This window comes from Pseudomonas sp. EA_65y_Pfl1_P113 (genome assembly GCF_963970525.1).
GTDB classification, from domain to species: Bacteria; Pseudomonadota; Gammaproteobacteria; order Pseudomonadales; family Pseudomonadaceae; genus Aquipseudomonas; species Aquipseudomonas tritici.
In genome coordinates, this window is sequence record NZ_CAXAQM010000010.1 from 1 (window position 1) to 21,345 (window position 21,345).

General features: G+C 62.0%; 18 protein-coding genes. 14 read left to right on the forward strand and 4 right to left on the reverse strand.

What is annotated here, in order from left to right; all coding sequences use genetic code 11:
- Nucleotides 1-1,132: 1,132 nt before the first annotated feature.
- The 3 genes from AACY52_RS11570 to AACY52_RS11580 are packed head-to-tail and all read right to left on the reverse strand — an operon-like array spanning nucleotide 1,133 to nucleotide 5,585.
- On the reverse strand, nucleotides 1,133-2,065 hold the full coding sequence (locus tag AACY52_RS11570) for a sulfonate ABC transporter substrate-binding protein (RefSeq protein WP_339420979.1): 933 nt from the start codon (nucleotides 2,063-2,065) through the stop codon (nucleotides 1,133-1,135).
- The gene (locus AACY52_RS11575) at nucleotides 2,062-3,393 is read right to left on the reverse strand and encodes an LLM class flavin-dependent oxidoreductase (RefSeq protein ID WP_339438242.1); all 1,332 of its coding nucleotides are present in this window, start codon (nucleotides 3,391-3,393) and stop codon (nucleotides 2,062-2,064) included. The genes AACY52_RS11570 and AACY52_RS11575 overlap by 4 nt, the downstream gene beginning before the upstream one ends.
- Before the next feature lie 2 nt (nucleotides 3,394-3,395).
- Complete coding sequence (locus tag AACY52_RS11580) at nucleotides 3,396-5,585, reverse strand: TonB-dependent receptor (protein ID WP_339427889.1); 2,190 nt, start codon at nucleotides 5,583-5,585, stop codon at nucleotides 3,396-3,398.
- Nucleotides 5,586-5,794: 209 nt separating this feature from the next.
- Between AACY52_RS11580 and AACY52_RS11585 the strand changes: the two genes are divergently transcribed.
- Together AACY52_RS11585 and AACY52_RS11590 are read left to right on the forward strand one after the other, a co-directional pair.
- Nucleotides 5,795-6,835 carry a LacI family DNA-binding transcriptional regulator gene (locus tag AACY52_RS11585; RefSeq protein ID WP_339420973.1) on the forward strand — a complete coding sequence of 347 codons (1,041 nt, stop codon included), beginning with the start codon at nucleotides 5,795-5,797 and terminating at the stop codon, nucleotides 6,833-6,835.
- 62 nt (nucleotides 6,836-6,897) lie between these two features.
- Complete coding sequence (locus AACY52_RS11590; protein ID WP_339456999.1) at nucleotides 6,898-7,512, forward strand: TetR/AcrR family transcriptional regulator; 615 nt, start codon at nucleotides 6,898-6,900, stop codon at nucleotides 7,510-7,512.
- Nucleotides 7,513-7,653: 141 nt separating this feature from the next.
- Here the strand turns inward: AACY52_RS11590 and AACY52_RS11595 are convergent, their stop codons facing one another.
- Complete coding sequence (locus AACY52_RS11595) at nucleotides 7,654-10,404, reverse strand: glycoside hydrolase family 3 C-terminal domain-containing protein (protein WP_339530610.1); 2,751 nt, start codon at nucleotides 10,402-10,404, stop codon at nucleotides 7,654-7,656.
- A 508-nt stretch (nucleotides 10,405-10,912) separates the two neighbouring features.
- Here AACY52_RS11595 and AACY52_RS11600 point away from each other — a divergent pair.
- From AACY52_RS11600 to gspD, 12 genes are all read left to right on the forward strand, one after another.
- A complete protein-coding gene (locus AACY52_RS11600) occupies nucleotides 10,913-11,140 on the forward strand; it encodes a hypothetical protein (RefSeq protein ID WP_339420967.1) in 228 nt (75 codons plus the stop codon).
- Nucleotides 11,141-11,293: 153 nt separating this feature from the next.
- Entirely contained in the window at nucleotides 11,294-13,030 is a 1,737-nt protein-coding gene (gspE, locus tag AACY52_RS11605; protein WP_339420965.1) for a type II secretion system ATPase GspE, read from the forward strand.
- Nucleotides 13,027-14,229, forward strand: coding sequence for a type II secretion system inner membrane protein GspF (gene gspF, locus AACY52_RS11610; RefSeq protein WP_339438247.1), 1,203 nt, complete (start codon nucleotides 13,027-13,029; stop codon nucleotides 14,227-14,229). The genes gspE and gspF overlap by 4 nt, the downstream gene beginning before the upstream one ends.
- A 19-nt stretch (nucleotides 14,230-14,248) precedes the next feature.
- Nucleotides 14,249-14,674, forward strand: coding sequence for a type II secretion system major pseudopilin GspG (gene gspG / locus AACY52_RS11615; protein ID WP_024076412.1), 426 nt, complete (start codon nucleotides 14,249-14,251; stop codon nucleotides 14,672-14,674).
- A gap of 9 nt (nucleotides 14,675-14,683) precedes the next feature.
- Nucleotides 14,684-15,115 (forward strand): type II secretion system protein, encoded by a 432-nt coding sequence (locus AACY52_RS11620; protein WP_339420959.1) that lies wholly within the window; start codon nucleotides 14,684-14,686, stop codon nucleotides 15,113-15,115.
- Nucleotides 15,112-15,480 carry a prepilin-type N-terminal cleavage/methylation domain-containing protein gene (locus AACY52_RS11625; RefSeq protein ID WP_339420958.1) on the forward strand — a complete coding sequence of 123 codons (369 nt, stop codon included), beginning with the start codon at nucleotides 15,112-15,114 and terminating at the stop codon, nucleotides 15,478-15,480. The genes AACY52_RS11620 and AACY52_RS11625 overlap by 4 nt, the downstream gene beginning before the upstream one ends.
- Complete coding sequence (locus tag AACY52_RS11630; RefSeq protein WP_339420957.1) at nucleotides 15,477-16,106, forward strand: prepilin-type N-terminal cleavage/methylation domain-containing protein; 630 nt, start codon at nucleotides 15,477-15,479, stop codon at nucleotides 16,104-16,106. The genes AACY52_RS11625 and AACY52_RS11630 overlap by 4 nt, the downstream gene beginning before the upstream one ends.
- A complete protein-coding gene (locus tag AACY52_RS11635; RefSeq protein ID WP_339420956.1) occupies nucleotides 16,103-16,828 on the forward strand; it encodes a type II secretion system minor pseudopilin GspK in 726 nt (241 codons plus the stop codon). The genes AACY52_RS11630 and AACY52_RS11635 overlap by 4 nt, the downstream gene beginning before the upstream one ends.
- The gene (locus tag AACY52_RS11640) at nucleotides 16,825-17,868 is read left to right on the forward strand and encodes a type II secretion system protein GspL (protein WP_339420955.1); all 1,044 of its coding nucleotides are present in this window, start codon (nucleotides 16,825-16,827) and stop codon (nucleotides 17,866-17,868) included. Before AACY52_RS11635 ends, AACY52_RS11640 begins: the two co-directional genes overlap by 4 nt.
- On the forward strand, nucleotides 17,843-18,454 hold the full coding sequence (gene gspM, locus AACY52_RS11645) for a type II secretion system protein GspM (RefSeq protein WP_339420954.1): 612 nt from the start codon (nucleotides 17,843-17,845) through the stop codon (nucleotides 18,452-18,454). The genes AACY52_RS11640 and gspM overlap by 26 nt, the downstream gene beginning before the upstream one ends.
- The gene (locus AACY52_RS11650; protein ID WP_339420953.1) at nucleotides 18,451-18,975 is read left to right on the forward strand and encodes a hypothetical protein; all 525 of its coding nucleotides are present in this window, start codon (nucleotides 18,451-18,453) and stop codon (nucleotides 18,973-18,975) included. The genes gspM and AACY52_RS11650 overlap by 4 nt, the downstream gene beginning before the upstream one ends.
- Nucleotides 18,972-21,194 (forward strand): type II secretion system secretin GspD, encoded by a 2,223-nt coding sequence (gene gspD / locus AACY52_RS11655; protein ID WP_339560506.1) that lies wholly within the window; start codon nucleotides 18,972-18,974, stop codon nucleotides 21,192-21,194. Before AACY52_RS11650 ends, gspD begins: the two co-directional genes overlap by 4 nt.
- Nucleotides 21,195-21,345 lie beyond the last annotated feature (151 nt).

Below are 21,345 nucleotides of genomic sequence, written 5' to 3' on the forward strand. Positions count from 1 at the left end.
ATCGGCAGATGCGCGCCTTGGAACGCAAGGCACGCAAACTTGGATTGCAGCTGGTTAAAGCGGCTTAAATTTTAAGAGCAAAAACAATGAGTTATTTTTTGTTTGATAAGAGCTGGCTTGCCTGCGATAGCGGTGTGTCATTCACCTCCTGCATCAACTGACATGGCCTCATCGCAGGCAAGCCAGCTCCCACATGTTGTTCTCAGGTGCCTTCAGATCTTCACACGACCGTGCTGACATCGATGGTTTTAGGCAGCAGACGATTCTGATAGAACAAATCCGCCATCGCCTGCGTTTTTGCAGGTGAACTCACAACTGCGACGTGATCGGTGTGTTGCATGGTGAAGCCCTTAGACCCCACTCATGAAAATTAGTGATGCACAGAAAAGCGAACGGCAAGAGCCATAAATTATTCATAAAATCCGTGTTCGTATCATCAAAAAAAGTGGTTGTGGGGCGGGTTTTTGAATTTTTTGCGATAGCGCAAGAGTGGCTTATGAACAATTATTATCAATGACTGTTACTTTTAACAGGTTATGGTTTTTTTGCTTTTATGTATCTTGTTTGTGTCATCTGTGAGTAAGTTAAATTGAAGAGGGTTGCGTAAATGGCCAAGAATAATCCAGCGCTTGAGGGGACATACAAGTTTACTCGTCCAGGCGCGTCTGTGTTCGAGCTATTTAGAATAAGATTTGCGGATTACGATACCGGAGCTATTGATGCTGAGATAAAGAGTGGCGGGCTTACTGATTCCGTATCGTCCGCAGGTTACAAACGTAACGCAACCAGCAATACTACCACGCGGACTGATCTGAGCTTCACTCGATGGGGCAATAAATATCATTTATGGACGATGGATCTTGCTTGCAATAGCTTTACCGCTAGTATTCAAGATAGCTCCGGGAATTGGTCTGAGGAGTTTACGTTTACTAAGTTGTAGTGATTCTCCTAATGGTAGGGTTGTGGCCAGAATTCATCGATGCGTAGTCCCAATACTTATCTTTATGTCTATGGTTTTCCGAGTTTATGCTCTACTCGTTCATTTTGAATGTGTGGTTAGGGCGTTATCATCGCGCCGGATTGAAGTGTCCAGAATTATTTGGGCACTTCATGCCCCTCCTCAGTTTGGGTCTTAGTTGGTTTCAGCGTTCCAGACTGCCTTTTTGACATCGATGGCCTTGGGCAACAACCGATTCTGGTAAAACAAATCCGCCGTCGCCTGCTGCGCCTGGATGATCTTCGCGTCTATCGGCAAAATCGGCGAAGGCGGGCGGTTATCCATGTACCGCGCAACCACCTCGGCGGGCAGTCCCATAAAGCCGGTCAGCACGTTCAAGCTGTCTTCACGCTGGCTGCGGGTAAGCGCTTCTGCTGCAGTGAGTTCACCAAGCAGATCGTGCACAAACCCACCATTGTCTTTCGCATACTCACGCCGCGCGGTGTACACCGGCCCCGACAACCCCAATCCTTCACCATTGGCCAGAACATGGCTGGGGCTCTGGCTCAGCGCCAGGGACGAATAGGGCTCCCAGATCGCCCACGCATCCACGCTGCCTCGCTCGAACGCCGCCCGTGCATCAGCCGGTGGCAGGTACACCGGTTGAATGTCCTTGTAGCTCAGCCCGGCTTTGTTCAACGCCCGCAGGATCAGGTTGTGGGAGCTGGAGCCTTTCTGGAACGCGACTTTCTTGCCCTTCAGATCCGCCACCGAATGCAGCGGGCTGTCGTTGCGCACCAGGATAGTCTCGGCGCTGGGCTTGGGCGGTTCGACGCCGATGTAGACCAGGTCCGCGCCTGCCGCTTGGGCGAACAGGGGAGGGATATCACCCGTGGAGCCGACATCCAGCGCGCCGACGTTCAGCGCTTCGAGCATCTGCGGGCCGGCGGGGAATTCGATCCACTTCACCTCGGTCTGCGGGAAACGTTTTTCCAGCAGGCCGTGTTCCTTCGCGAGCACCAGGGCGATAGAGCCCTTCTGGTAGCCGATGCGCAGGGTGGCGGGGTCGGCCGCCAGTGCGGTTTGAGTGACGGCCAGCAAGGCCAATAGCAGCGCCGGAATCTTCATGCGTCGTCCTTTTTAAAGCGATTGTCGGGGCGCGCCAAACCGAGGTTTTCACGCAAAGTGGAGCCGGTGTATTCAGTACGGAACAGCCCGCGTCGTTGCAGCTCCGGCACCACCCACTGAGCAAAATCTTCCAGCCCGCCCGGCAGGTGCGGCACCAAAATGTTGAAGCCATCCGCCGCGCCGTTCTCAAACCAGCGTTGCAGCTCATCGGCAATCTGCGCGGGCGTGCCGATCAGGCTGTAATGCCCGCGTCCACCGGCAATCCGCCGGCCCAGCTGGGCGAGTGTCAGTTGCTCACGGTTGGCCAGGTCACTGAGCAATTGCTGTCGGCTGCGTTGCCCGCTGTCGGTCAATGGCAACTGCGGCAAAGGCCCGTCCAGCGGGTAGCCGGACAGGTCGAAGTTACCCAACATGCGCCCCAGCAAGGCCACGCCCACTTCGGGCTCGACCAAATCCTGGAACGCTTCGAACTTGGCCTGCGCTTCAGCCTCGGTCTGCCCGACCACCACAAATACCCCCGGCATGATTTTCAGCGAATCCGGCGCACGCCCGTATTGCTCAAGTCGCCCCTTGAGATCCGCATAAAACGCCTGGGCATTCTCCAGCGATGTCTGCGCGGTAAACACCACCTCGGCGGTGTGTGCCGCCAGCTCACGCCCGGTTTCGGAAGATCCCGCCTGCACGATCACCGGCTGGCCCTGTGGTGAGCGCGCCACGTTCAGCGGGCCTTTGACGCGAAAGTGCTCCCCCACATGGTCCAGCACATGCAGCTTCGTCGGGTCGTAATAGTTGCCGCTGGCCTTGTCGCGCACAAAGGCGTCGTCTTCCCAGCTGTCCCACAACCCGGTCACCACCTGATGAAACTCCTTGGCACGGCTATAGCGCTCGGCATGGCCGAGGTGTTCATCGCGGCCGAAGTTCTGCGCTTCGGCGGCTGCATCCGACGTCACCAGGTTCCAGCCCGCGCGCCCACCGGACAGGTGATCCAGCGAGGCGAATTTGCGCGCTACATGGTAGGGCTCGTTGTAAGTGGTGGTCGCCGTGGCGATCAGGCCGATGTGGTCCGTCACTGCACTCAGCGCCGAGAGCAAAGTCAGCGGCTCGAAATGATCCGAACGCGCCATCTGGCTGGCGATATCACCCGTGGCCGCCGCAATGCTGTCGGCCACGAACAGTGCGTCAAACTTCGCCGCTTCGGCCACGCGTGCCAGGTGTTTGTACTGGGCGAAATCCAGCCCCGCATTCGCCGGTACGTCCGGGTGGCGCCAGGCGGCGACGTGGTGCCCGGTGGCCATGAGAAAGGCGCCGAGTTTCAGTTGACGGCTCATGCTTAGAAATCCTTGCGCAGTTGCACGCCGAAGTAACGCTCATCGTCACGGGGCACGGCGCGGTAGATATAGTTACCGCCGCTGGCCAGCAGCGGCGAGTAGGACTTGTCGGCGAGGTTCTTGGCCAGCACAGCTACGCGCCAACCATTGGCGTAGTCGGCCAGCGCGACGCTGGCGTTCCAGATGCCGTAGGCGCCTTGCTTGGTGTCGACATTCTGGCTGATGTCGTACTGCACTTCGCTCTGCCAGCTGTAGTCGGTGCCCAGTTCGATATCCAGGCCGTTATCCAGCGGGATGCTGTAGTCGGCGCGCACGTAACTTTTCCAGTCCGGGCTGAAGGGCAGCGGCTTGCCATTCACGTTGCAGGTGGCTGCTGCACCGGCCGGGCAGGCGAATTCGTCGATGCGCGCACGGGTGTAGGCCAGGGCGCCAGACAGCTTGAGTTGTTGGGTGGCCTGCAAGGCGTAATCCAGCTCGACGCCTTCGGTGCTGACGCTGCCGGCGTTGATCAGCCGCGTCACGACTTGGCCTGCTACGGTGTCGAAAAAGTTCGCCTGGTAGTTGTCGTAGTCGCTGTGGAACACCGCCAGGTTGGTGGTCAGGCGATTGTTCCAGGCGGTGGCCTTGATCCCGGCTTCCCAGGTGTTGGAGGTTTCCGGTTTGAGCGCCTCGGTGTCACGCGGTTGCATATTGAAGAACACGTTGTACGCCGGGCCTTTGTAGCCACGTGAGTAAGTGAGGTAGCTGGTGACGTTGTCGCTGATGTCGTACTGCACACCAAGGCGGCCGGACCAGCCGTCTTCGTCCACCGAGCCGGAACTGGAGGTGGCGGGCTGGATCCCGCTGACCGTGGTGGCCGAGGTGGAAACGCGGCGGTGATCGTATTTCAGCTCGTCGTGGGTGTAACGCAGGCCGGCGATGCCGCGAAAGCGCGAGGTGAAGTTCAGCGTGGTCTCGCCGAACACCGCGTAACTGTCGTTGGTGGTGCTGTAGTCGGCGATGCCACGGTCGGTGCGTGTGGTAGTCGTCAGCGTGCGCTGATAGGTTTCTTCGTCCTTGCCATGCATGTAGAACAGGCCGCCAACGTACTCCAGGAATTCTCCCTTGGGCGAGGCCAGGCGCAATTCCTGGGAGTATTGGTTGAAGTCCAGCTCGCCTTTGTCGGCGGTGCCGGGGAAGGCGGCTGTCACCGTGCCGAGACGGTCGCCATCCTGATACTGGGTGTTGTCCCAGCCGCGCCAGGCGGTGATCGAGGTCAGGGTGTAGTTGCCGAGGCTCCAGTCCAGCTGCGCGGACAGGCCCTTGTTGGTGTCTTCCACATGGCTGCGGGTGTCGGTGTTGATGTCGCGGTTGTCGCTGGAGGCGCGCACCGGGCTCAGCGCGTTGGTAAACGCTGGAGTCAGCGACTTGCTCACCACGCCATTCGGCGCGTCGTCGTGAGACTGCATGTAGTCGGCGATCAGGGTCAGCTTCACGTCGTCGTTGGGGGTGAACTCCAACTTGCCGCGAATACCCTTGTGGTTGTAGCCGTTGACCTCCTGGCCGTTGTGCTGGTTGTCGACGTTACCGTCGTAGCTGCCAAACAACGTGCTGATCGAGCCCTTGAGCACATCCGGCACCAGGCTGCCGCCGATACCGAAGCGCGTGCGGCTTTCATTGCCGCTGTAGTAGGACTGGTCGATATAACCATGGGTCTCGGCAGTGGGTGCCTTGCTGGTGATGTTCAGCACGCCGGCCGAGGCGTTCTTGCCGAACAGCGTGCCTTGGGGGCCGCGCAGCACTTCGATGCGTTCCAGGTCGAGCAGGTCAAGGGTCGCCTGGCCGGGGCGGGCGTAGACCACGCCGTCGATCACGGTGGCCACCGTTGGCTCAACGCCCGGTGAGGTAGAAATGGTGCCCACGCCGCGCACGAACAGCGAGGTGTCCTTGTTCGACGCACCGGTGCGGAAGTTCAGCGACGGCACCTGTTGCGCGATGCTTGCCACGCCGTTGCGGTTGTCTCGCTCCAGTTGTTCGCCATCCAGCACCGAGACCGCCACCGGGACTTTTTGCAGCGATTCTTCGCGGCGGGTGGCCGTGACCGTCACCGATTTGAGCGTGATTTCTTGCTCATCGGCCGCAAAGGCGCCGCTGACGGGGAGGGCCGTCAACCCTGCCAATACCAGGAAAGTGCCGCGTTGGAGTGTGTGCATGCTGTGTCCGCTCGAAAAGAATGCCCTGAACCGCTGCGGTTCTTGCGACCGTCAGCGCCGGTGAATATGTCGTTGGCATTCGCTCGAGCGAGTAGCAGACAGCGCGCTTTGTTAGCGCTAACATCGGTATTATTGTTGGGTGTTGTTTAGAACGTCAAATACTGAAAAATTAGTTCTATATTCCTTTTGGTTTTTAACAGGATCCCCTCGTGAGCTCAGAAAAACCGCGCAAACGCCGTGGCGCCGGGCGCGTCACCCTCAACACGGTGGCACGCCAGGCCGGTGTGTCGGCGATTACCGTGTCGCGTTACTTCAATCAGCCGGAGCAGGTCTCGCCTGAGCGGCGCGAGCGGATTGCCGAGGTGGTGGCCGAGCTGGGGTATGTACCCAACCTGGTGGCCGGCGGGCTGGCGTCCGCACGCGGGCGGATTGTGGCGATGGTGATCCCGAACATCTCTGGGCCGATCTTTGCCAACACTATCCAGGGTTTCAGCGACACCCTCAGTCGGCATGGCTATCAACTGTTGTTGGCGTCGAGTTACTTCAGCGTCGAACAGGAAGAAAGCGCGGTGCGTGCGTTCCTCGGCTGGTCGCCGGCGGCGCTGGTGCTGACCAGTCGCTTCCACAGCGCGGGCACCGAAAAGATGATCGCCGACGCCGATATCCCGGTGGTTGAAACCTGGGACTACGTGCCCGAACGCGCGCCGTTGCAGATCGGTTTTTCCCACTACGAAGTCGGCGTCAGCGCCGCGCGCTACCTGCATGGCAAGGGCTATCGGCGCATTGCGTTCGTGCAGAACAGCGCGGCGGGCGACTTCAGCGCGCAAGAGCGAGGCGAGGGTTTTGCAGCGACCTTGACCGAACTGGGTGTGCAGCCCTGGGCCTTCACCCCGGATGCCGACCGTGCACCTTTCGACGCGGGCAAGCAGGCGATGGAAGCGTTGATGAGCCATGCCACACCGCCCGAGGCGATCTTCTTCGCCAATGACAACCTGGCCGCCGGTGGATTGCTGGCCGGGCAGCGCGCCGGCGTGAAGATCCCGCAAGACTGCGCGGTGCTCGGTTTTGGCGATTACCCGTTTGCCGAAATGCTGTTGCCGAGCCTGAGCACGATCAAACCGCCGGCGTTGGAAATCGGCGTGCTGGCGGCGACGCGCGTGCTGGAAAGCCTGGGCGTGTTATCCCTCAAGGGTGAGGTACAGCGCTTGAACCTGTTGGACTGCCGCTTGATCGAACGGGAAAGCGCCTGAGCTTTATTTGCGGCTCAGGGCTGATTTGGATACGGTGCAAGCCTGCCCACAAGGACGTCCCCATGAAAGAGCCCGCCCCCAAGACCCGTCGCGCCCCAAAAGGTGAAAAGCGCCGTGAAGAGCTGCTGGACGCAGCCTTGCAGGTGTTTTCCCTGGAGGGTTACAGCGGCGCGTCGATGGCCCAGGTGGCAGCGATTGTCGGCATTTCCGTGGCCGGCCTGTTGCACCACTTTCCCAGCAAGATTTCGCTATTGATGGGCGTGTTGCAGCGTCGCGACGAGGTCAATCAACGGATTGCCGACGAAGTGCGAGCCGAAAAATCCCTCAATGGTCTGCTCGGCAGCCTGCGTGCCATCAACCGCTCGAACGCCACCGCGCCGGGGGTGGTGCGGGCGTTTACGATTCTGAATGCCGAGAGTTTGCTGGACACCCACCCGGCGTGGACGTGGTTCCAGGCGCGCTATGCGGCGATTCATCAGCGGATGCAGGGGCAGTTTGCCGACCTGGTGGTGGCGGGGGAGGTGCGCGGTGACGTGGACATCGCCGGGCTGGTGGAAGAGATTCTGGCCATGATGGATGGGTTGCAGGTCCAATGGCTGCGCTTTCCCGAGCGGGTGGACCTGGTGGCGCGTTTCGATACCTACATTGCGCGGGTCGAAGCGGCCATCAGAGCCTGAGTCTCATCCGCCTGATGTATGAAGATCCAAATGCGGGAGCTGGCTTGCCTGCGATAGCGGTGAGTCAGGCAGCAAATGTACCGACTGACACTCCGCCATCGCGGGCAAGCCCGCTCCCACAGAAAGCACTCCTCTTATCTGTTAGTTACCGGTGGCACTGCCCTGGGTAGTGTCATCACTCATGTCATAGCCATCACCATCACTGGTGCCGCTGTCACCTTCATTCTGATGCAGCACGCCACCGGTTTTCACCGTCGACTCACGCAGCGTTGAATTGAGCGCCGAGCGCGGCAACGGGTTGCTGGTAGTGGTCGACAGTTCCTGACGGAACGGGTTGACCAGCTTGGCGTTCAGGCGAATATCCTGGGACGACGCCCCCACCGACAGGTTGAAACTGTCCGCATCCACCACCCATTGCTTGCTCGCCACGTCGTAATAGGCCAGCGAGCGGTCGTTGAGCTCGATGGTTACGCGCTTGCTCTCGCCAGGCTTCAAGAACACCTTCTTGTAGCCCTTGAGTTCCTTGAGGGCGCGCTCCACTTTCGGGTTGTTCTGGCCCACGTACAACTCGGCCACTTCGGCGCCCGCCACCTTGCCGGTGTTGGCCAGGTCGAACGACACCTTGATCGGTGCACCGGCCACTGCCACCCCAGGGGTCACGCTGATGTTGCTGTAGCCAAAGGTGGTGTACGACAAGCCGTAACCGAACGGGTAGAGCGGCTTGATGCCTTTCTTCTCGTAGCCGCGATAGCCCAGGAACAGGTCGTCCTTGTAGCTCATCTCGGCCAGGGTTTCCTGGTTGTCGAACTTGGGGAAGGTCGCGTAGATCGGGTTGTCTTCGATATTGCGTTCGATACTGATCGGCAGCTTGGCCGACGGGTTGACCTTGCCCAGCAGGATCTCTGCCAAGGCCTGGCCGCCGTTCTGCCCAGGGTAGAACGCATGCAGCGCGGCCGGCACTTGGTCGATCCAGTCGCTCATCTTCAGGCCGGTACCGCCGTGCAGGGTCACCACGGTGTGCGGGTTGACCTTGGCGATGCTCTGGATCAGCAGGTTCTGGTACTCCGGCAAATCGAAGCTGTGGTCGAAGCCTTCGCCTTCGTATTCATTGCTGTTACCGACCGCCACCAGTACGGCGTCGTACTGCGCCAGGTCTTTCGGCGCGACCAGCGAGGCCCAGCTCATTTGCACGCCGACCAGGCCGCCCATGGTCGAGAGGTAGCCGTTGCGACGCGAGTATTCGAGCTTGATGTCGACAGCTTTGCCGGCTTCCAGGTTGACCTTGGCAAACACCGGAATGGTCGGCGGGATGCTGTTGTTTGGCAGCGGCTTACCGTCGCCGTTGTCGAGGACTTTCTTGCCGTTGACGTAGAGGCGCACCGCACCGTCGGCGCGGATCTTGAACACCTGTTCGCCGCTGACGGCTGGGGTGATCTGGCCGCTGTAGCGAATCGAGGTGGCGGCGGTATCGCCGTTCACCGGCAGGCTGTCGGTGGACCAGTCCAGGTCGACATGCGTGTCAGTGCGGCTGGCGGCCGGGTCACCGGACCAGTTGGCGTTGCTGAAGAACTCGGTTTTCAAGCCTTTGACGCTGTTGCCATTGCTGTCGGCATGGGTCCAGCTTGAGGTCGTCGGGTCCAGAGACAGCCCATCGATAAACTCGACCTTGGCCCCCGGCGCCAGTTGCTGCAGGCCGCTCAGCTCACTGATGTAGTTGGCGGCCATGACGTTGGCGCTGCCAAAACCGGTGGGCGGCGCGTACTTGGCCAGGCTGCCGACTACGGCGATGCGCTTGACCTTTTTCGCGTCCAGCGGCAGCAGGTTGTCCTGGTTCTTCAGCAGCACAATGCCTTCACGGGCGGCGTTCAGCGCCACGCGGTTGCTGGTGGCGCTGTTCATGTTGTGGCGGGTCAGCGGTGCCTTGCTGTCGAACTTGTACAGGTAGATTTGCTTGAGAATGCGGCGCACCTTGTCATCGATGGTCGCGCTGCTCAGCTCACCGCTGTCCAGGTACGGCTTGAGGATGGTGCTGTTCATCTGGTAGCCCATCATGTCCAGGTCGGTGCCGGCCTGTGCCGCCGGCAAACCGCTGACCACCGCGTTGTAGTCACTCTGTACAAAACCTGGGTAGCCCCACTCGGTTTTCAGAATGTCGCGCATCAGGTGCTTGTTCTGGCAGGCGAACTCGCCGTTTACCTTTTGGAACGCGCACATCATCATCGCGACTTTGCTGTTCTTCGAGGCGGACTCGAACGGCGGCAGGGTCATCTCGCGCAGGACGCGTTCGCTGATGATTTCATTGAGGTGGAAGCGGTTGCTTTCCTGGTCGTTGGCGGCGAAATGCTTGGCATTGGCCCACACCCCGCGTGACTGAATACCGTTGATCAACGCCGGCCCCAGGCTGGCGCCGAGGAACGGGTCTTCACCGGACAAATACTCGAACGCGCGGCCGCTGTACGGCATGCGGTACAGGTTCACGCCGGGGCCGGTGACGAACTGATAACCGCCGCTCGCAGTGTCATAGCCCAGGGCACGACCCAGGTCGATGGCGCGACGCGGGTTCCAGCTGGCGGCCAGGTTTGGCCCGGACGGATAGACCACGCCCTGTGCATTGCCTTCGCTGGTGTAGCGCACACCCACGCCGCCATCGGCGCCATGAATCTGCGGGATACCGTACTGGGTCAGCGGCTTGACATCCCAGCCACCGGTGCCGCCGATGTAGGCGAGTTTTTCTTCCAGGGTCATCTTGGCCAGGGTTTTGTCTGCGGCTTTTTCCGCCCGGCTCACACGCCCTTCATCCAGGGCAGGGCTGGTCGCCGCGTGCACCTGGGACACGGCGAGTGCCAGCAGGGCGAATGCCGACTGTGCACCGATCATTTTGCGTTTATTCATGGGGTCTCCGACAACTGTTCAGTAAACATGGCGCGCCGAGAAGTGCGTGTTGCTGTGCACGCTCGTCACTTTTTTCTGGGCAATAGTTGCCCGTGATCGCAATTTTTAACCGATGGCTAATTGCAACTATTTGGCGAATTACGCAGTTTTATAAGTGTAATAATTGTATTAGTTGTTGTTGTAGATAGTGTCTAGGCGATATCACGAGATGGCATTTTGAACCGCGAAAACCGCATAATTAAGGCAATTCTTGCGGTTATAAGTCAAACGAAAGCTAATTTTTGCGTGAAATAAGAAATAATTTCTTACGTTTTGGAACTTGTGTTAAACCTACCAGTCGATTGGTTTAAGGAAGTCTGTCGTGGCATGGCTAACGAGTGGCATTGCCCGGTAGTTCTAAAGTGCCATGTCTTATACATGCTGTAATACACACTGCTTTGGTGTAGGGTCTTGATCGAGTTCAAGGCGCCACTTGGGCTATCTGCTGTTTTTGATCTGGAGAAAGTTAATGAAGATTTTCCTGCTGGGTGCCGGTGTCGTACTGAGCGTCGCGCTGAGTGGCGCGGCGATGGCGGTTGAGTCCACGGACGCTGATGCGACATCCGGGGCCACCGATTCCACGGTGCTGACCCAGGCCCACGACGCCAAGGCGGCAAAAAAACAGAAGGCTGAAACCACCAAGGGTGGTCGGCCGCTGAACAGCAGCCAGACGACCGCGCCGAAAACGTCCAACTGATGGGAAAACGCGGACCCTGTGGGAGCGGGCTTGCCCGCGATAGCGGTGTATCAGCCGGCACATTCGGCCCTGATCCACTGCCATCGCGGGCAAGCCCGCTCCCACAAGGGGTTTACACAGCCCTTTAGCACATCGCCCCTCAGATTTTTACCCATGTCCCAGCCCAGTCTTTCAACGCCCATCAATGCCTGCCAGCTGCAGATCCCGAACACCGAACAGGTGTGCGCGTGGTTGATGCAGCAGGCCGGCTTGAAAACCGTCGACCTGGAGCGCGCCCGGCGCCTGTCCCAGGAGGGCGGCGACAGCGAGTTGCTCGGCTTGTTGACGCGCCTGGGACTGGTCTCCGAAGCGGAATTGGCCCGCGCCTGGGCAGACTTGCTCGGCGCACCGCTGCTGCTGGCGGATGCCGCGCCGCCGCTGCTGGACCCATTGCCGCCACTGACCGAGCGTTTCATGCGCCACTACCAGGTGGTGCCCGTGGGCTGGAGCCAGGGCGGCCTGAGGGTTCTGGCGGCGAACCCATCGCTGGTGTACCCGTTCCAGGCTGTGGCCTATGCCTGTGGTGTGCCGGTGTGGTTGGCCGTGGGTCCGCGTAATGAAGTCGAGACGCTGATCGAGCGCTACTACGGCCAGGGCCGCTCAGCCATGGGCACCCTGATCGAAAACCTCGATGAGCAGGGCGGTGCACTGGAAGACATCGAACACCTCAAGGACATGGCCTCCGAGGCGCCGGTGATTCGCCTGGTCAACCTGATCCTGCAGCGCGCGGTGGAACAGCGCGCCTCGGACATTCATATCGAGCCGTTCGAAAACCAGTTGAAGGTGCGCTATCGCATCGACGGCGTGCTGCACGAAGCCGAAGCGCCGCCGTCGAGTTCCTCTGCGGCGGTGATTTCGCGGGTGAAGATCATGGCGCGCCTGGACATTGCCGAGCGGCGCCTGCCGCAGGACGGGCGCATCATGCTGCGTATCCAGGGCAAGGAGCTGGACTTGCGCGTGTCCACGGTGCCCACCAGTTTTGGCGAGTCGGTGGTCATGCGCCTGCTCGACCGGCAGACCGTGCAGTTCGATTTCCAGAGCCTGGGCTTCGATGGCCAGCGCCTGGAAACCTTCCTGGAAGTGCTTGAACGGCCCCACGGCATCCTGCTCGTCACCGGGCCCACCGGCTCGGGCAAGACCACCACGTTGTACACCGCGCTGTCGCGCCTCAACACCGCCGAGCGCAAGATCATCACCGTCGAAGACCCGGTGGAGTACCAACTCGAGGGCATCAACCAGATCCAGGTCAAACCCGCCATCGGCCTGGACTTTGCCGGCGCGCTGCGCTCCATCGTGCGTCAGGACCCGGACGTGATCATGATTGGTGAAATCCGCGACCTGGAAACCTGCCGCATCGCGATCCAATCGTCCCTCACCGGCCACTTGGTGCTGTCGACCCTGCACACGAATAGCGCGGCGGCGAGTATTACGCGGCTGCTGGATATGGGCGTCGAGAGCTACCTGATCGCGTCGACCGTCAATGGCATCCTGGCCCAGCGTCTGGTGCGGCGCCTGGACCCGGCCACGCGCGAAGCCTTCGAAGCACCCGCAGAGTTGATCGCCGAACATGGCCTGGATCGGTTTACCGAGCAGCGCCCGATCATGCTCTATCGCCCCCGCGCCGATGCAGCGGGTGGTGGCTACCACGGCCGCAGTGCAATCACCGAACTGCTGGTGATGAACGACGAACTGCGCAGCCTGTTGATGCGCCAGGCCGACGCCGCCACCCTCGAACAGGCCGCCCGCCGTGGCGGCCTGCGGACCTTGCACGAAGAGGGCCTGCGCCAGGCCGTGGCGGGTGTCACCTCGCTGGAAGAAGTGCTGCGCGTCACTCGTGGGGAGGGCGCGTGAGCCTGTTCAAATACCGCGCCCTCGACAGCCAGGGCCAGGCGCAAAACGGCACCCTCGAAGCCAAGGACCATGCCGCTGCCGTCGCCGCCTTGCACAAGCGCGGATTGCTGCTGTTGCAGGTCGATGCGGCGGGGGGGCAGGGGCTGCGCAAGGCCTTTGGCCGTGGCCAGTTGAACGGCGCGGCAATGGTCAGTTTCACCCAGCAACTGGCCACGCTGTTGGGCGCCGGCCAACCGTTGGAGCGCTCGTTGGGCATCCTGCTCAAGCAGCCTGGCCAGCCGCAGACCCGTGCGTTGATCGAGCGCATCCGCGAACACGTCAAGGCCGGCCAACCGTTATCCAAGGCGCTGGAGGAGGAGGGCGGCCAGTTCTCGCCGTTGTACCTGAGTATGGTGCGTGCGGGTGAGGCGGGCGGCGCGCTGGAGGACACCCTGCGCCAGCTCAGCGATTACCTGGAGCGTAGCCAGTTGCTCAGGGGCGAGGTGATCAACGCCTTGATCTACCCGGCCTTCCTGGTCGTGGGCGTGCTCGGTTCGCTGGCCCTGTTGCTGGCCTACGTGGTGCCGCAGTTCGTGCCGATCTTCAAGGACCTGAGCGTGCCGATTCCACTGATCACTGAAGTGATTCTGGCGCTTGGCCAATTCCTCGGTGCCTATGGCCTGGCGGTGTTGGCCGGTTTGATCGTGACGATCTGGACACTCGCCGCCCGCCTGCGCGACCCGCAGCGCCGCGAAAAATACGACCGCCGCGTGTTGGGCATTCGCATCATCGGCCCGCTGCTGCAACGGGTCGAAGCCGCGCGACTGGCCCGCACCCTTGGCACCTTGCTCAGCAACGGCGTGGCCCTGCTGCAAGCCTTGGTGATCGCCCGGCAGGTTTGCACCAACCGTGCGCTGCAAGCGCAAGTCGCCCAGGCTGCCGAGTCGGTGAAGGGCGGCGGCACCCTGGCGAGTGCCTTCGGCAGCGAGCCGCTGCTGCCCGATCTGGCCTTGCAAATGATTGAAGTCGGCGAACAGGCCGGCGAACTCGACAGCATGCTGCTCAAGGTCGCCGACGTGTTCGACGTCGAAGCCAAGCGCGGCATCGACCGCCTGCTGGCCGCCCTCGTGCCGTCCCTGACCGTGGTCATGGCGGTGCTGGTGGCGGTGATCATGCTGGCGATCATGCTGCCGCTGATGAGCTTGACCAGCAATATATGAACCCTTGAGGACTGCACCTATGCGCCATACCCGATTCAAGCCCGCCCGCCGCCAGGGCGGTTTTACCTTGCTGGAAATGCTCGCGGTGATCGTGCTGCTGGGCATCGTCGCGACCATCGTGGTGCGCCAGGTCGGCGGCAATGTGGACAAGGGCAAATACGGCGCGGGCAAGGCGCAACTCGCCAGCCTGAGCATGAAGATCGAAAGCTATGGCCTGGACGTCGGCTCGCCGCCCAAGACTCTGCAGCAATTGGTCGACAAACCCGGCAACAGCGCCGGCTGGGCCGGGCCGTACGCCAAGCCGTCAGACCTCAAAGACCCGTTCGGCCATGCCTTCGGCTACCGCTTCCCCGGTGAACATGGCGCCTTTGACCTGATCTTCTATGGCCAGGACGGCCAACCCGGCGGCGAAGGCTACAGCGCCGACCTGGGCAACTGGGAATAACCCGCGACCATGATCAGCCCCCAACGCGGCTTTACTCTGCTGGAAATGCTGGTGGTGATCGTTTTGATCAGCATCGCGGCCGGGTTGGTGGGGTTTGGCCTGCAACAAGGCCTGCGTGCGGCGAAAGAGCGTCAGGCCGTGGGGCAGATGGTCGAGGCGCTGCGCGCCACGCGGGCGCGGGCGATTGTCAGCGGCAGTACCGAAAAAACGCTGTTCGACCTGCGCGCGTTGAGCTTCCAGGCGCCGGGTCGACCGTTGAAACACTGGCCGGCCGACCTGCAAGTGACCCTGCACACCGCCGAGCACGCAGGCTCTGCTGTGGAGTTCTACCCCGATGGCAGCTCCACCGGCGGCAATTTGCTGCTGGCCAATGGCAGCCGGCGTTGGCGCATCGATATCGGCTGGCTGACCGGCAGCGTGCAGTCCAAGGCGCTGCCATGAAGCACCAGGGCGGTTTCACGTTGCTGGAGATGCTCGCCGCGCTGACACTCATGGCGATCTGCAGCAGCGTGCTGCTGGTTGCGTTCGGCCAGAGCGCGCGGTCGCTGTTGCAGGTTGCGCACAGCGACCGACTCACCCACGCCGCCATCAGCGTGCTGGACCAGGAAGCCGCTGGGCCGTTGGTCAGTGGTGTGCGCTACGGCGATCTGGACGGCGTCGCCTGGCAATTGCGTATTGCCCGGCAGCCCACCCGTATCGGCCAGCCACAGCTGTTTCGGCTCGACCTCAGCGTCAGTGAAGGCCCGCGCCACGCCAGTTTCAGTACCTTGAAACTGCGCGCAGCCCGCGACAAGGCCGGCCTGTGAAGCCGCGTCAGCAGGGCTTCACCTTGCTCGAGATCATGATCGTGCTGAGCTTGCTGGGCGTCTTGCTGGTGCTCGTCGGCGGCGCGTTGCTGGGGGCCAATCGTGCGGTGCTCAAGGCGCAGCGCTACACGGTCAGCCTGGATGAAATGCGCGCCGCGCAGCAGTTTTTGCGTACCTCCATCAGCGAGGCGTTGCCCTTGGACGTGACCGAGGACGACAGTCAGACCGATGGGTTTTTCGCCGGTGGCCCGCAGCGCATGCAGTTTGTCGCCACCTTGCCCGGCGTGCTTGGTGGCGGGATCCAGCGCTTCACCTTGCAGTTGGCCGGCGCCGAGGCGCAGCGCGATTTACAGGTGGCGTTCGCGCAGTTTGAATCTGCGGCGCACGTCAGCGTGCCGGCCTCGCGCAGTGAGCCGCAGGTGTTATTGAAGGGGGTCGAGGACCTGCAATTCAGCTACCGCGGCCTGTCGCCCAAGGGCCAGGCCACCGGCTGGATCAGCGAGTGGCCGTGGACCAAGCGCTTGCCTTATGCGGTGCGCATCGAGGCCCGTGTGAATGGACCGGTGCCCTGGGTGACCCAGGTGGTTGCGTTGCGCTTGAACCTGTCGGGCGGGGCGCCGGAATGATCAGGCATCAGCGTGGCGTGGCCCTGTTGCTGGTGCTGTGGGTGCTGGCGTTGCTCAGCCTGTTGCTGGGCGGCCTGGCCGGCTGGGTGCAACTGGAAACGCGCCAGGCCGCCTGGCACCGCCAGCACACGCAGGCCGTGTTGGCCGCCGAGGCAGGCGTGGCGCTTGCGATGCAAGGGCTGGCCGACCCGATGCAACGTAAGCAGTGGGTGGCCGACGGGCGAGAAATCCCGCTGGCGTTTGACGATGCACAGCTGCACGTGAGCCTGCACAGCGAGCGCGGCAAGTTGTACTTGAACAGCGCCGAGGTCGCCGACTTCGCCCGCCTGGCCCTGGCCTGCGGCGCCACCCAAGCCCAGGCCAGCCAGCTCGCCAGGGACTTGGAAGTGCGGCGCAACCAGGGTCTGGCGCCGTTTCGGGTAGTCGAAGAACTGCGGCAACTGCCGGGCATGACCCAGGCCCTGTACAGCGCACTGGTGCCCGAGATCAGCCTGTGGAGCGGCCTGGATCGGCCCGATCCGGCGTTCGCCAGTGCCTTGATGCGCCGCGCGCTGAACCTGCCGCGCCAGAGCGCGATAGGGGCCGACCCCGGCGAAGTGCTGGTGGTCAGCAGCCGTGCGCAACGGCCCGGCGGTTACCACGCCCGGTTGCAAGCCACGGTGTTATTGAGCCCCGCGCAAGGCAGCGCACAACCTTATCGAGTCCTACGTTGGCAAGAATGAACGAACCCTTAACCGCACGGCTTCAATGGCTGACGGAGCCCATCACCCAACGCTGGCGCGGCAGCCTGCTGCAACTGGGCTGGCGCCTGTGGCTCAAGGAACTGCGTGGCTGCCTGCCGGCGTGGCTGTCGCTGCAAGACATTCCCGAGCACCGCTATCGCTGGCCGTTGACCGCACCCGTGGCAAAACCCGCTGGCGCAGCACGCCAGGTGTTGCTGCTGGCGCCCGATGCGGTGCTGGTGCAAACCCTGCAATTGCCCCCGGCGGCGGCGCGCAACCTGGCCACGGTGGTCGGCTATGAGCTAGACCGCTTTACTCCGTTTGACGCCGCCCAACTGTACTTTGTCGTGCGTCAGGAACGCCGCACCCCCACGCACGTGCACGTCACGCTGGTGGCGATCCTGCGTGAGCGCCTGGACCCGATTCTCAATGAGTGTGCGGCCCTCGGATTGCACCCCCATGCGGTGGATGTGGACACTGGCGCAGGCACACCCATGGGCATCGACTTGCTGCCGGCACCCTTGCGACCGCGCCAGCGCCCACAAGGCAAAGGCTTGCAGCGCTGCCTGCCGTGGCTGTGCGGAGCCTTACTGATTGCCGCGATGCTGCTGTGGCTCAACGATCGCCAGCGCGTGCTCGAGGCCATGCAGCACAGCGTGCGCGAGCAGAAAGCCCAGGTTGCCGAGGTCCACGCCCTGCGCCAGCAACTGCTCACTACTCGTGGCGCGGCGCAGTACCTGATCCGCCGCAAGGCAGCCCAACCACCGTTGTCGGCGCTGCTCAACGAGCTGACCGCTTGCTTGCCATCCGACACCTGGATCGACCAGTTGGAGGTCAATGATGGCGCCGACGTGTCCTTCTCCGGGCAAAGCGCCAAGGCCAGTGCCTTGATCACGCGGATCAAGGGCTGCCACAGCCTGGAAAACGCCCAGTTCGAAGGGGTGATTCAACCCGATGCGCAAACCGGCAAGGATCAGTTTTCCTTGCGCGCCCACCTGCACCAGGAGGCCGCCGATGCGCCGACCACTGACACCCCGTGAACGCCGTGGCGCCGCCCTGATCGGCCTGGCCCTGGTGCTTGGCGTGGGTTATTGGCTGTTGATCGACAGCTGGTTCGCCGGCCCCTTGCGCGACATGGGCGAGGAGGCCGAGCAGCTACGTGAGCAACAACAACGCTACGCCGGTGTGTTGCGCCAGGGCGATGGCCTGCGCCAACAGCTTGAGCTCGCACGGCAGGACCCGGCCAGCAGCACCAGCCTGTTGCCCGGCGATGACCCCAGCGCAGTCGCGGCCGACCTGATGCAACGCATCGCCGACCTGATCAACAGCCGCGCCGGCCTCGGTGGCGGCTGCAGCCTGACCCAGCGCATGCCCATCACCCCGGAGCAGGATGACGCCGAGCCGTATCGCCAGGTCAAAGTCAGCCTGACCCTCAACTGCGCCATCGAACCCTTGACCGCGATCCTGCATGAACTGGAGTACCAGCGGCCGTTCCTGTTTGTCGATGAGATGAGTATCCGCCGCCCGCCCAACGCACCCGCCAGTGGCGGTGCCGGCCAGCTGATTGTACATTTGCTGGTTCGCGGCTACCTGCAGCCGCCCGCCGCACAGCAGGTGCGCCGATGATCCCTGCATTGCGTCCTCTGGAATGGCTATTGCTCTGCGTGGCTTCGCTGCTGGGCCTGTTGATGGTTGGCATCCTCAGCAGCATTGGCGATGCGCCGCAGTGGTTGCCGACGCCTGATCCCGATGCGCGCGCCAACACCTCGGCCAACGCGCTGGTGGCCCCGAGTGCGACCCTGGAAAGCCTCGCCGGCACCTGGCAAGCCCCCTTGTTCAGCCCCGACCGCAGCCCTGATCGTGCGGTCGGCCAGGCCGCCGTCTCCAGCCTGGCGAGCCTGACGCTGACCGGCATCGTCCTGAAGGGCAACCTGCGCGTTGCACTGCTCAAACGCAGCGACGGCCCGCCGCTGAAAGTCCACCAGGACCAGACCCTGCCCAACGGCTGGCGCCTGGAACAACTGACAGCCCGCGAAGCGCGCTTTGTGCTTGACGGCCGCACGCAGACCCTGAGCCTGCGCGCGCCGCGTTTGCCCGCGCCGTCCACGACACCCCCGATTACCCTTCCTCACGAGTCCGCCCCTTGATCGATTCCTTCCCCGGCGCTTTGCGCACCACCGTGTTTTGCCTGGCTACCGCCGTTTCCATAGGTGGCTGCGGGACATTTCCTGATCATCTCGACCCGGACGAAGCCCTGTTGCACGAGGCGATGCAAGGCACCGGTTCGCAACGCCCGCCAGTGGACCCGGCCAGCGAACAGCCCCCGGTCGACAGCGGCCAACCCCAGGCGAAGACACCCCCTCAACGCCAGTTGATTCGTGGTAGTCAGCAGTTCGTGCGCGCGCCGGCAGCAGCACCGGCGATCAAGGAGGAGGGCAGTGGTGACATTGTGTTCAACTTCGCCGACCAGCCGATCGAGGCGGTGATCAACAGCGTGATGGGCGACCTGCTGCACGAAAACTACAGCATCGCCCAGGGTGTGAAAGGCAACGTCAGCTTTTCCACCTCCAAACCGGTGAACAAGCAGCAGGCCTTGTCGATTCTGGAAACCCTGTTGTCGTGGACCGACAACGCGATGATCAAGCAAGGCAACCGCTATGTGATCCTGCCCGCCAACCAGGCGGTGGCGGGCAAGCTGGTGCCAGAGATGCGTGTGTCTCAACCCTCCAGCGGCCTGTCGGCGCGGCTGTTTCCGCTTCGCTACATCTCGGCCACCGAGATGCAGAAACTGCTCAAGCCGTTCGCCCGCGAGAATGCATTCTTGCTGGTCGACCCGGCTCGCAATGTGCTGAGCCTGGCCGGTACTCCAGAGGAATTGGCCAATTACCAGGACACCATCGACACCTTTGATGTGGACTGGCTCAAGGGCATGTCGGTGGGCGTGTTCGGCCTGCAACGTGCTTCGGTGGCCGAGTTGATGCCCGAGTTGCAAAAGATGTTCGGCCCCGACAGCGGCATGCCTCTGGCGGGCATGGTGCGGTTCCTGCCGATCGAGCGCACCAACTCGGTGGTCGCGATCTCGTCACAGCCGCAGTACCTCAGTGAAGTGGGCGACTGGATTCACACCATCGATGAAGGCGGCGGCAACGAGCCGCAGATGTACGTCTACGATGTGCGCAATATGAAGGCCACCGACCTCGCCAAGTACCTGCGGCAGATCTACGGCACGGGCGCGATCAAGGATGACACCCCCGCCAAAGTTGCCCCCGGTTTACGCACGGCGACCCTGTCTTCGCCGGGCACTAACAGCACGTCCGGCAGCACGCCTGGCGGCCTGAGTAACAACCTGAATAACAGCCAGCCCGCCGCGGATGAAGAGGATCAGGGCCCGCAAGCCGAGCAGGACAACGCCGAGCAGGGCATGAGCGAAGACGCTCCGGCCAAAAGCCTCGACGCCGGCACCCGCATCACCGCGCAGAAAAGCAGTAACCAACTGCTGGTACGCACGCGCCCGGTGCAGTGGAAAGAGATCGAATCGGCGATCAAACGCCTCGACAACCCGCCGCTGCAAGTACAGATCGAGACGCGCATCCTCGAAGTCAAACTCACCGGCGAACTGGACCTTGGCGTGCAGTGGTACCTGGGCCGCCTGGCCGGCAATTCCACCAGCACCACCGTGGGCAACACCGCCGGCAGCCAGGGCGCCCTTGGCGGTGGCGGCGGGGGCCTGGGGGCAGCGGACTCGTTGTTCTACTCCTTCGTCAGCTCCAACCTGCAAGTCGCCTTGCACGCCCTCGAAACCAACGGCCGCACCCAAGTGCTGTCGGCGCCGTCGCTGGTGGTGATGAACAACCAGCCGGCGCAGATTCAGGTGGGCGACAACATTCCCATCAGCCAGACCACGGTCAACACCGGCACCTCCGACACCACCTTGAGCAGCGTTGAATATGTGCAGACCGGGGTGATCCTCGACGTCGTGCCGCGGATCAATCCGGGTGGCCTGGTGTACATGGATATCCAGCAGCAGGTCAGTGATGCCCAGGATCAGGCGTCGTCGAGTAATGACACGCAGACTAATCCGCGTATTTCCACGCGGTCGGTGTCGACTCAGGTGGCCGTGCAGAGTGGGCAGACGGTGCTGCTGGGGGGGTTGATCAAGCAGGACAATGCGGAGTCGGTGAGCGCGGTGCCGTATCTGGGGAAGATTCCGGGGTTGCGGTGGTTGTTTGGGAATACCAGTAAGTCCAAGGACCGTACCGAGCTGATCGTGTTGATCACGCCGAGGGTGATCACCAGCAGCAGCCAGGCGCGGCAGGTCACGGATGATTATCGGCAGCAGATGCAGTTGCTTCGGCCAGCTCAATAAGTCACGCCTAACACGCTAAAAATACGGGCGCGGGATTACCCGCGCGCCGAATTTTCATTTGCGTATGGCCTTATTGTTTCAATCACAGAGCAACTGATTGATCGACGGGGCAAAATATGCACCTGGCTCCCGTTATTTTTCTGAGAAAAAT

Excerpts from the sequence above, each read along its gene's own strand:
- AACY52_RS11625 (WP_339420958.1), top strand. The coding sequence starts at position 15,112 with ATGAAGCACCAGGGCGGTTTCACGTTGCTGGAGATGCTCGCCGCGCTG.
- AACY52_RS11600 (WP_339420967.1), top strand. The coding sequence starts at position 10,913 with ATGAAGATTTTCCTGCTGGGTGCCGGTGTCGTACTGAGCGTCGCGCTG.
- AACY52_RS11580 (WP_339427889.1), bottom strand. The coding sequence starts at position 5,585 with ATGCACACACTCCAACGCGGCACTTTCCTGGTATTGGCAGGGTTGACG.
- AACY52_RS11575 (WP_339438242.1), bottom strand. The coding sequence starts at position 3,393 with ATGAGCCGTCAACTGAAACTCGGCGCCTTTCTCATGGCCACCGGGCAC.
- gspM (WP_339420954.1), top strand. The coding sequence starts at position 17,843 with ATGCGCCGACCACTGACACCCCGTGAACGCCGTGGCGCCGCCCTGATC.
- AACY52_RS11640 (WP_339420955.1), top strand. The coding sequence starts at position 16,825 with ATGAACGAACCCTTAACCGCACGGCTTCAATGGCTGACGGAGCCCATC.
- gspE (WP_339420965.1), top strand. The coding sequence starts at position 11,294 with ATGTCCCAGCCCAGTCTTTCAACGCCCATCAATGCCTGCCAGCTGCAG.
- AACY52_RS11620 (WP_339420959.1), top strand. The coding sequence starts at position 14,684 with ATGATCAGCCCCCAACGCGGCTTTACTCTGCTGGAAATGCTGGTGGTG.
- AACY52_RS11595 (WP_339530610.1), bottom strand. The coding sequence starts at position 10,404 with ATGAATAAACGCAAAATGATCGGTGCACAGTCGGCATTCGCCCTGCTG.
- gspG (WP_024076412.1), top strand. The coding sequence starts at position 14,249 with ATGCGCCATACCCGATTCAAGCCCGCCCGCCGCCAGGGCGGTTTTACC.
- AACY52_RS11570 (WP_339420979.1), bottom strand. The coding sequence starts at position 2,065 with ATGAAGATTCCGGCGCTGCTATTGGCCTTGCTGGCCGTCACTCAAACC.
- AACY52_RS11650 (WP_339420953.1), top strand. The coding sequence starts at position 18,451 with ATGATCCCTGCATTGCGTCCTCTGGAATGGCTATTGCTCTGCGTGGCT.
- AACY52_RS11590 (WP_339456999.1), top strand. The coding sequence starts at position 6,898 with ATGAAAGAGCCCGCCCCCAAGACCCGTCGCGCCCCAAAAGGTGAAAAG.
- AACY52_RS11635 (WP_339420956.1), top strand. The coding sequence starts at position 16,103 with ATGATCAGGCATCAGCGTGGCGTGGCCCTGTTGCTGGTGCTGTGGGTG.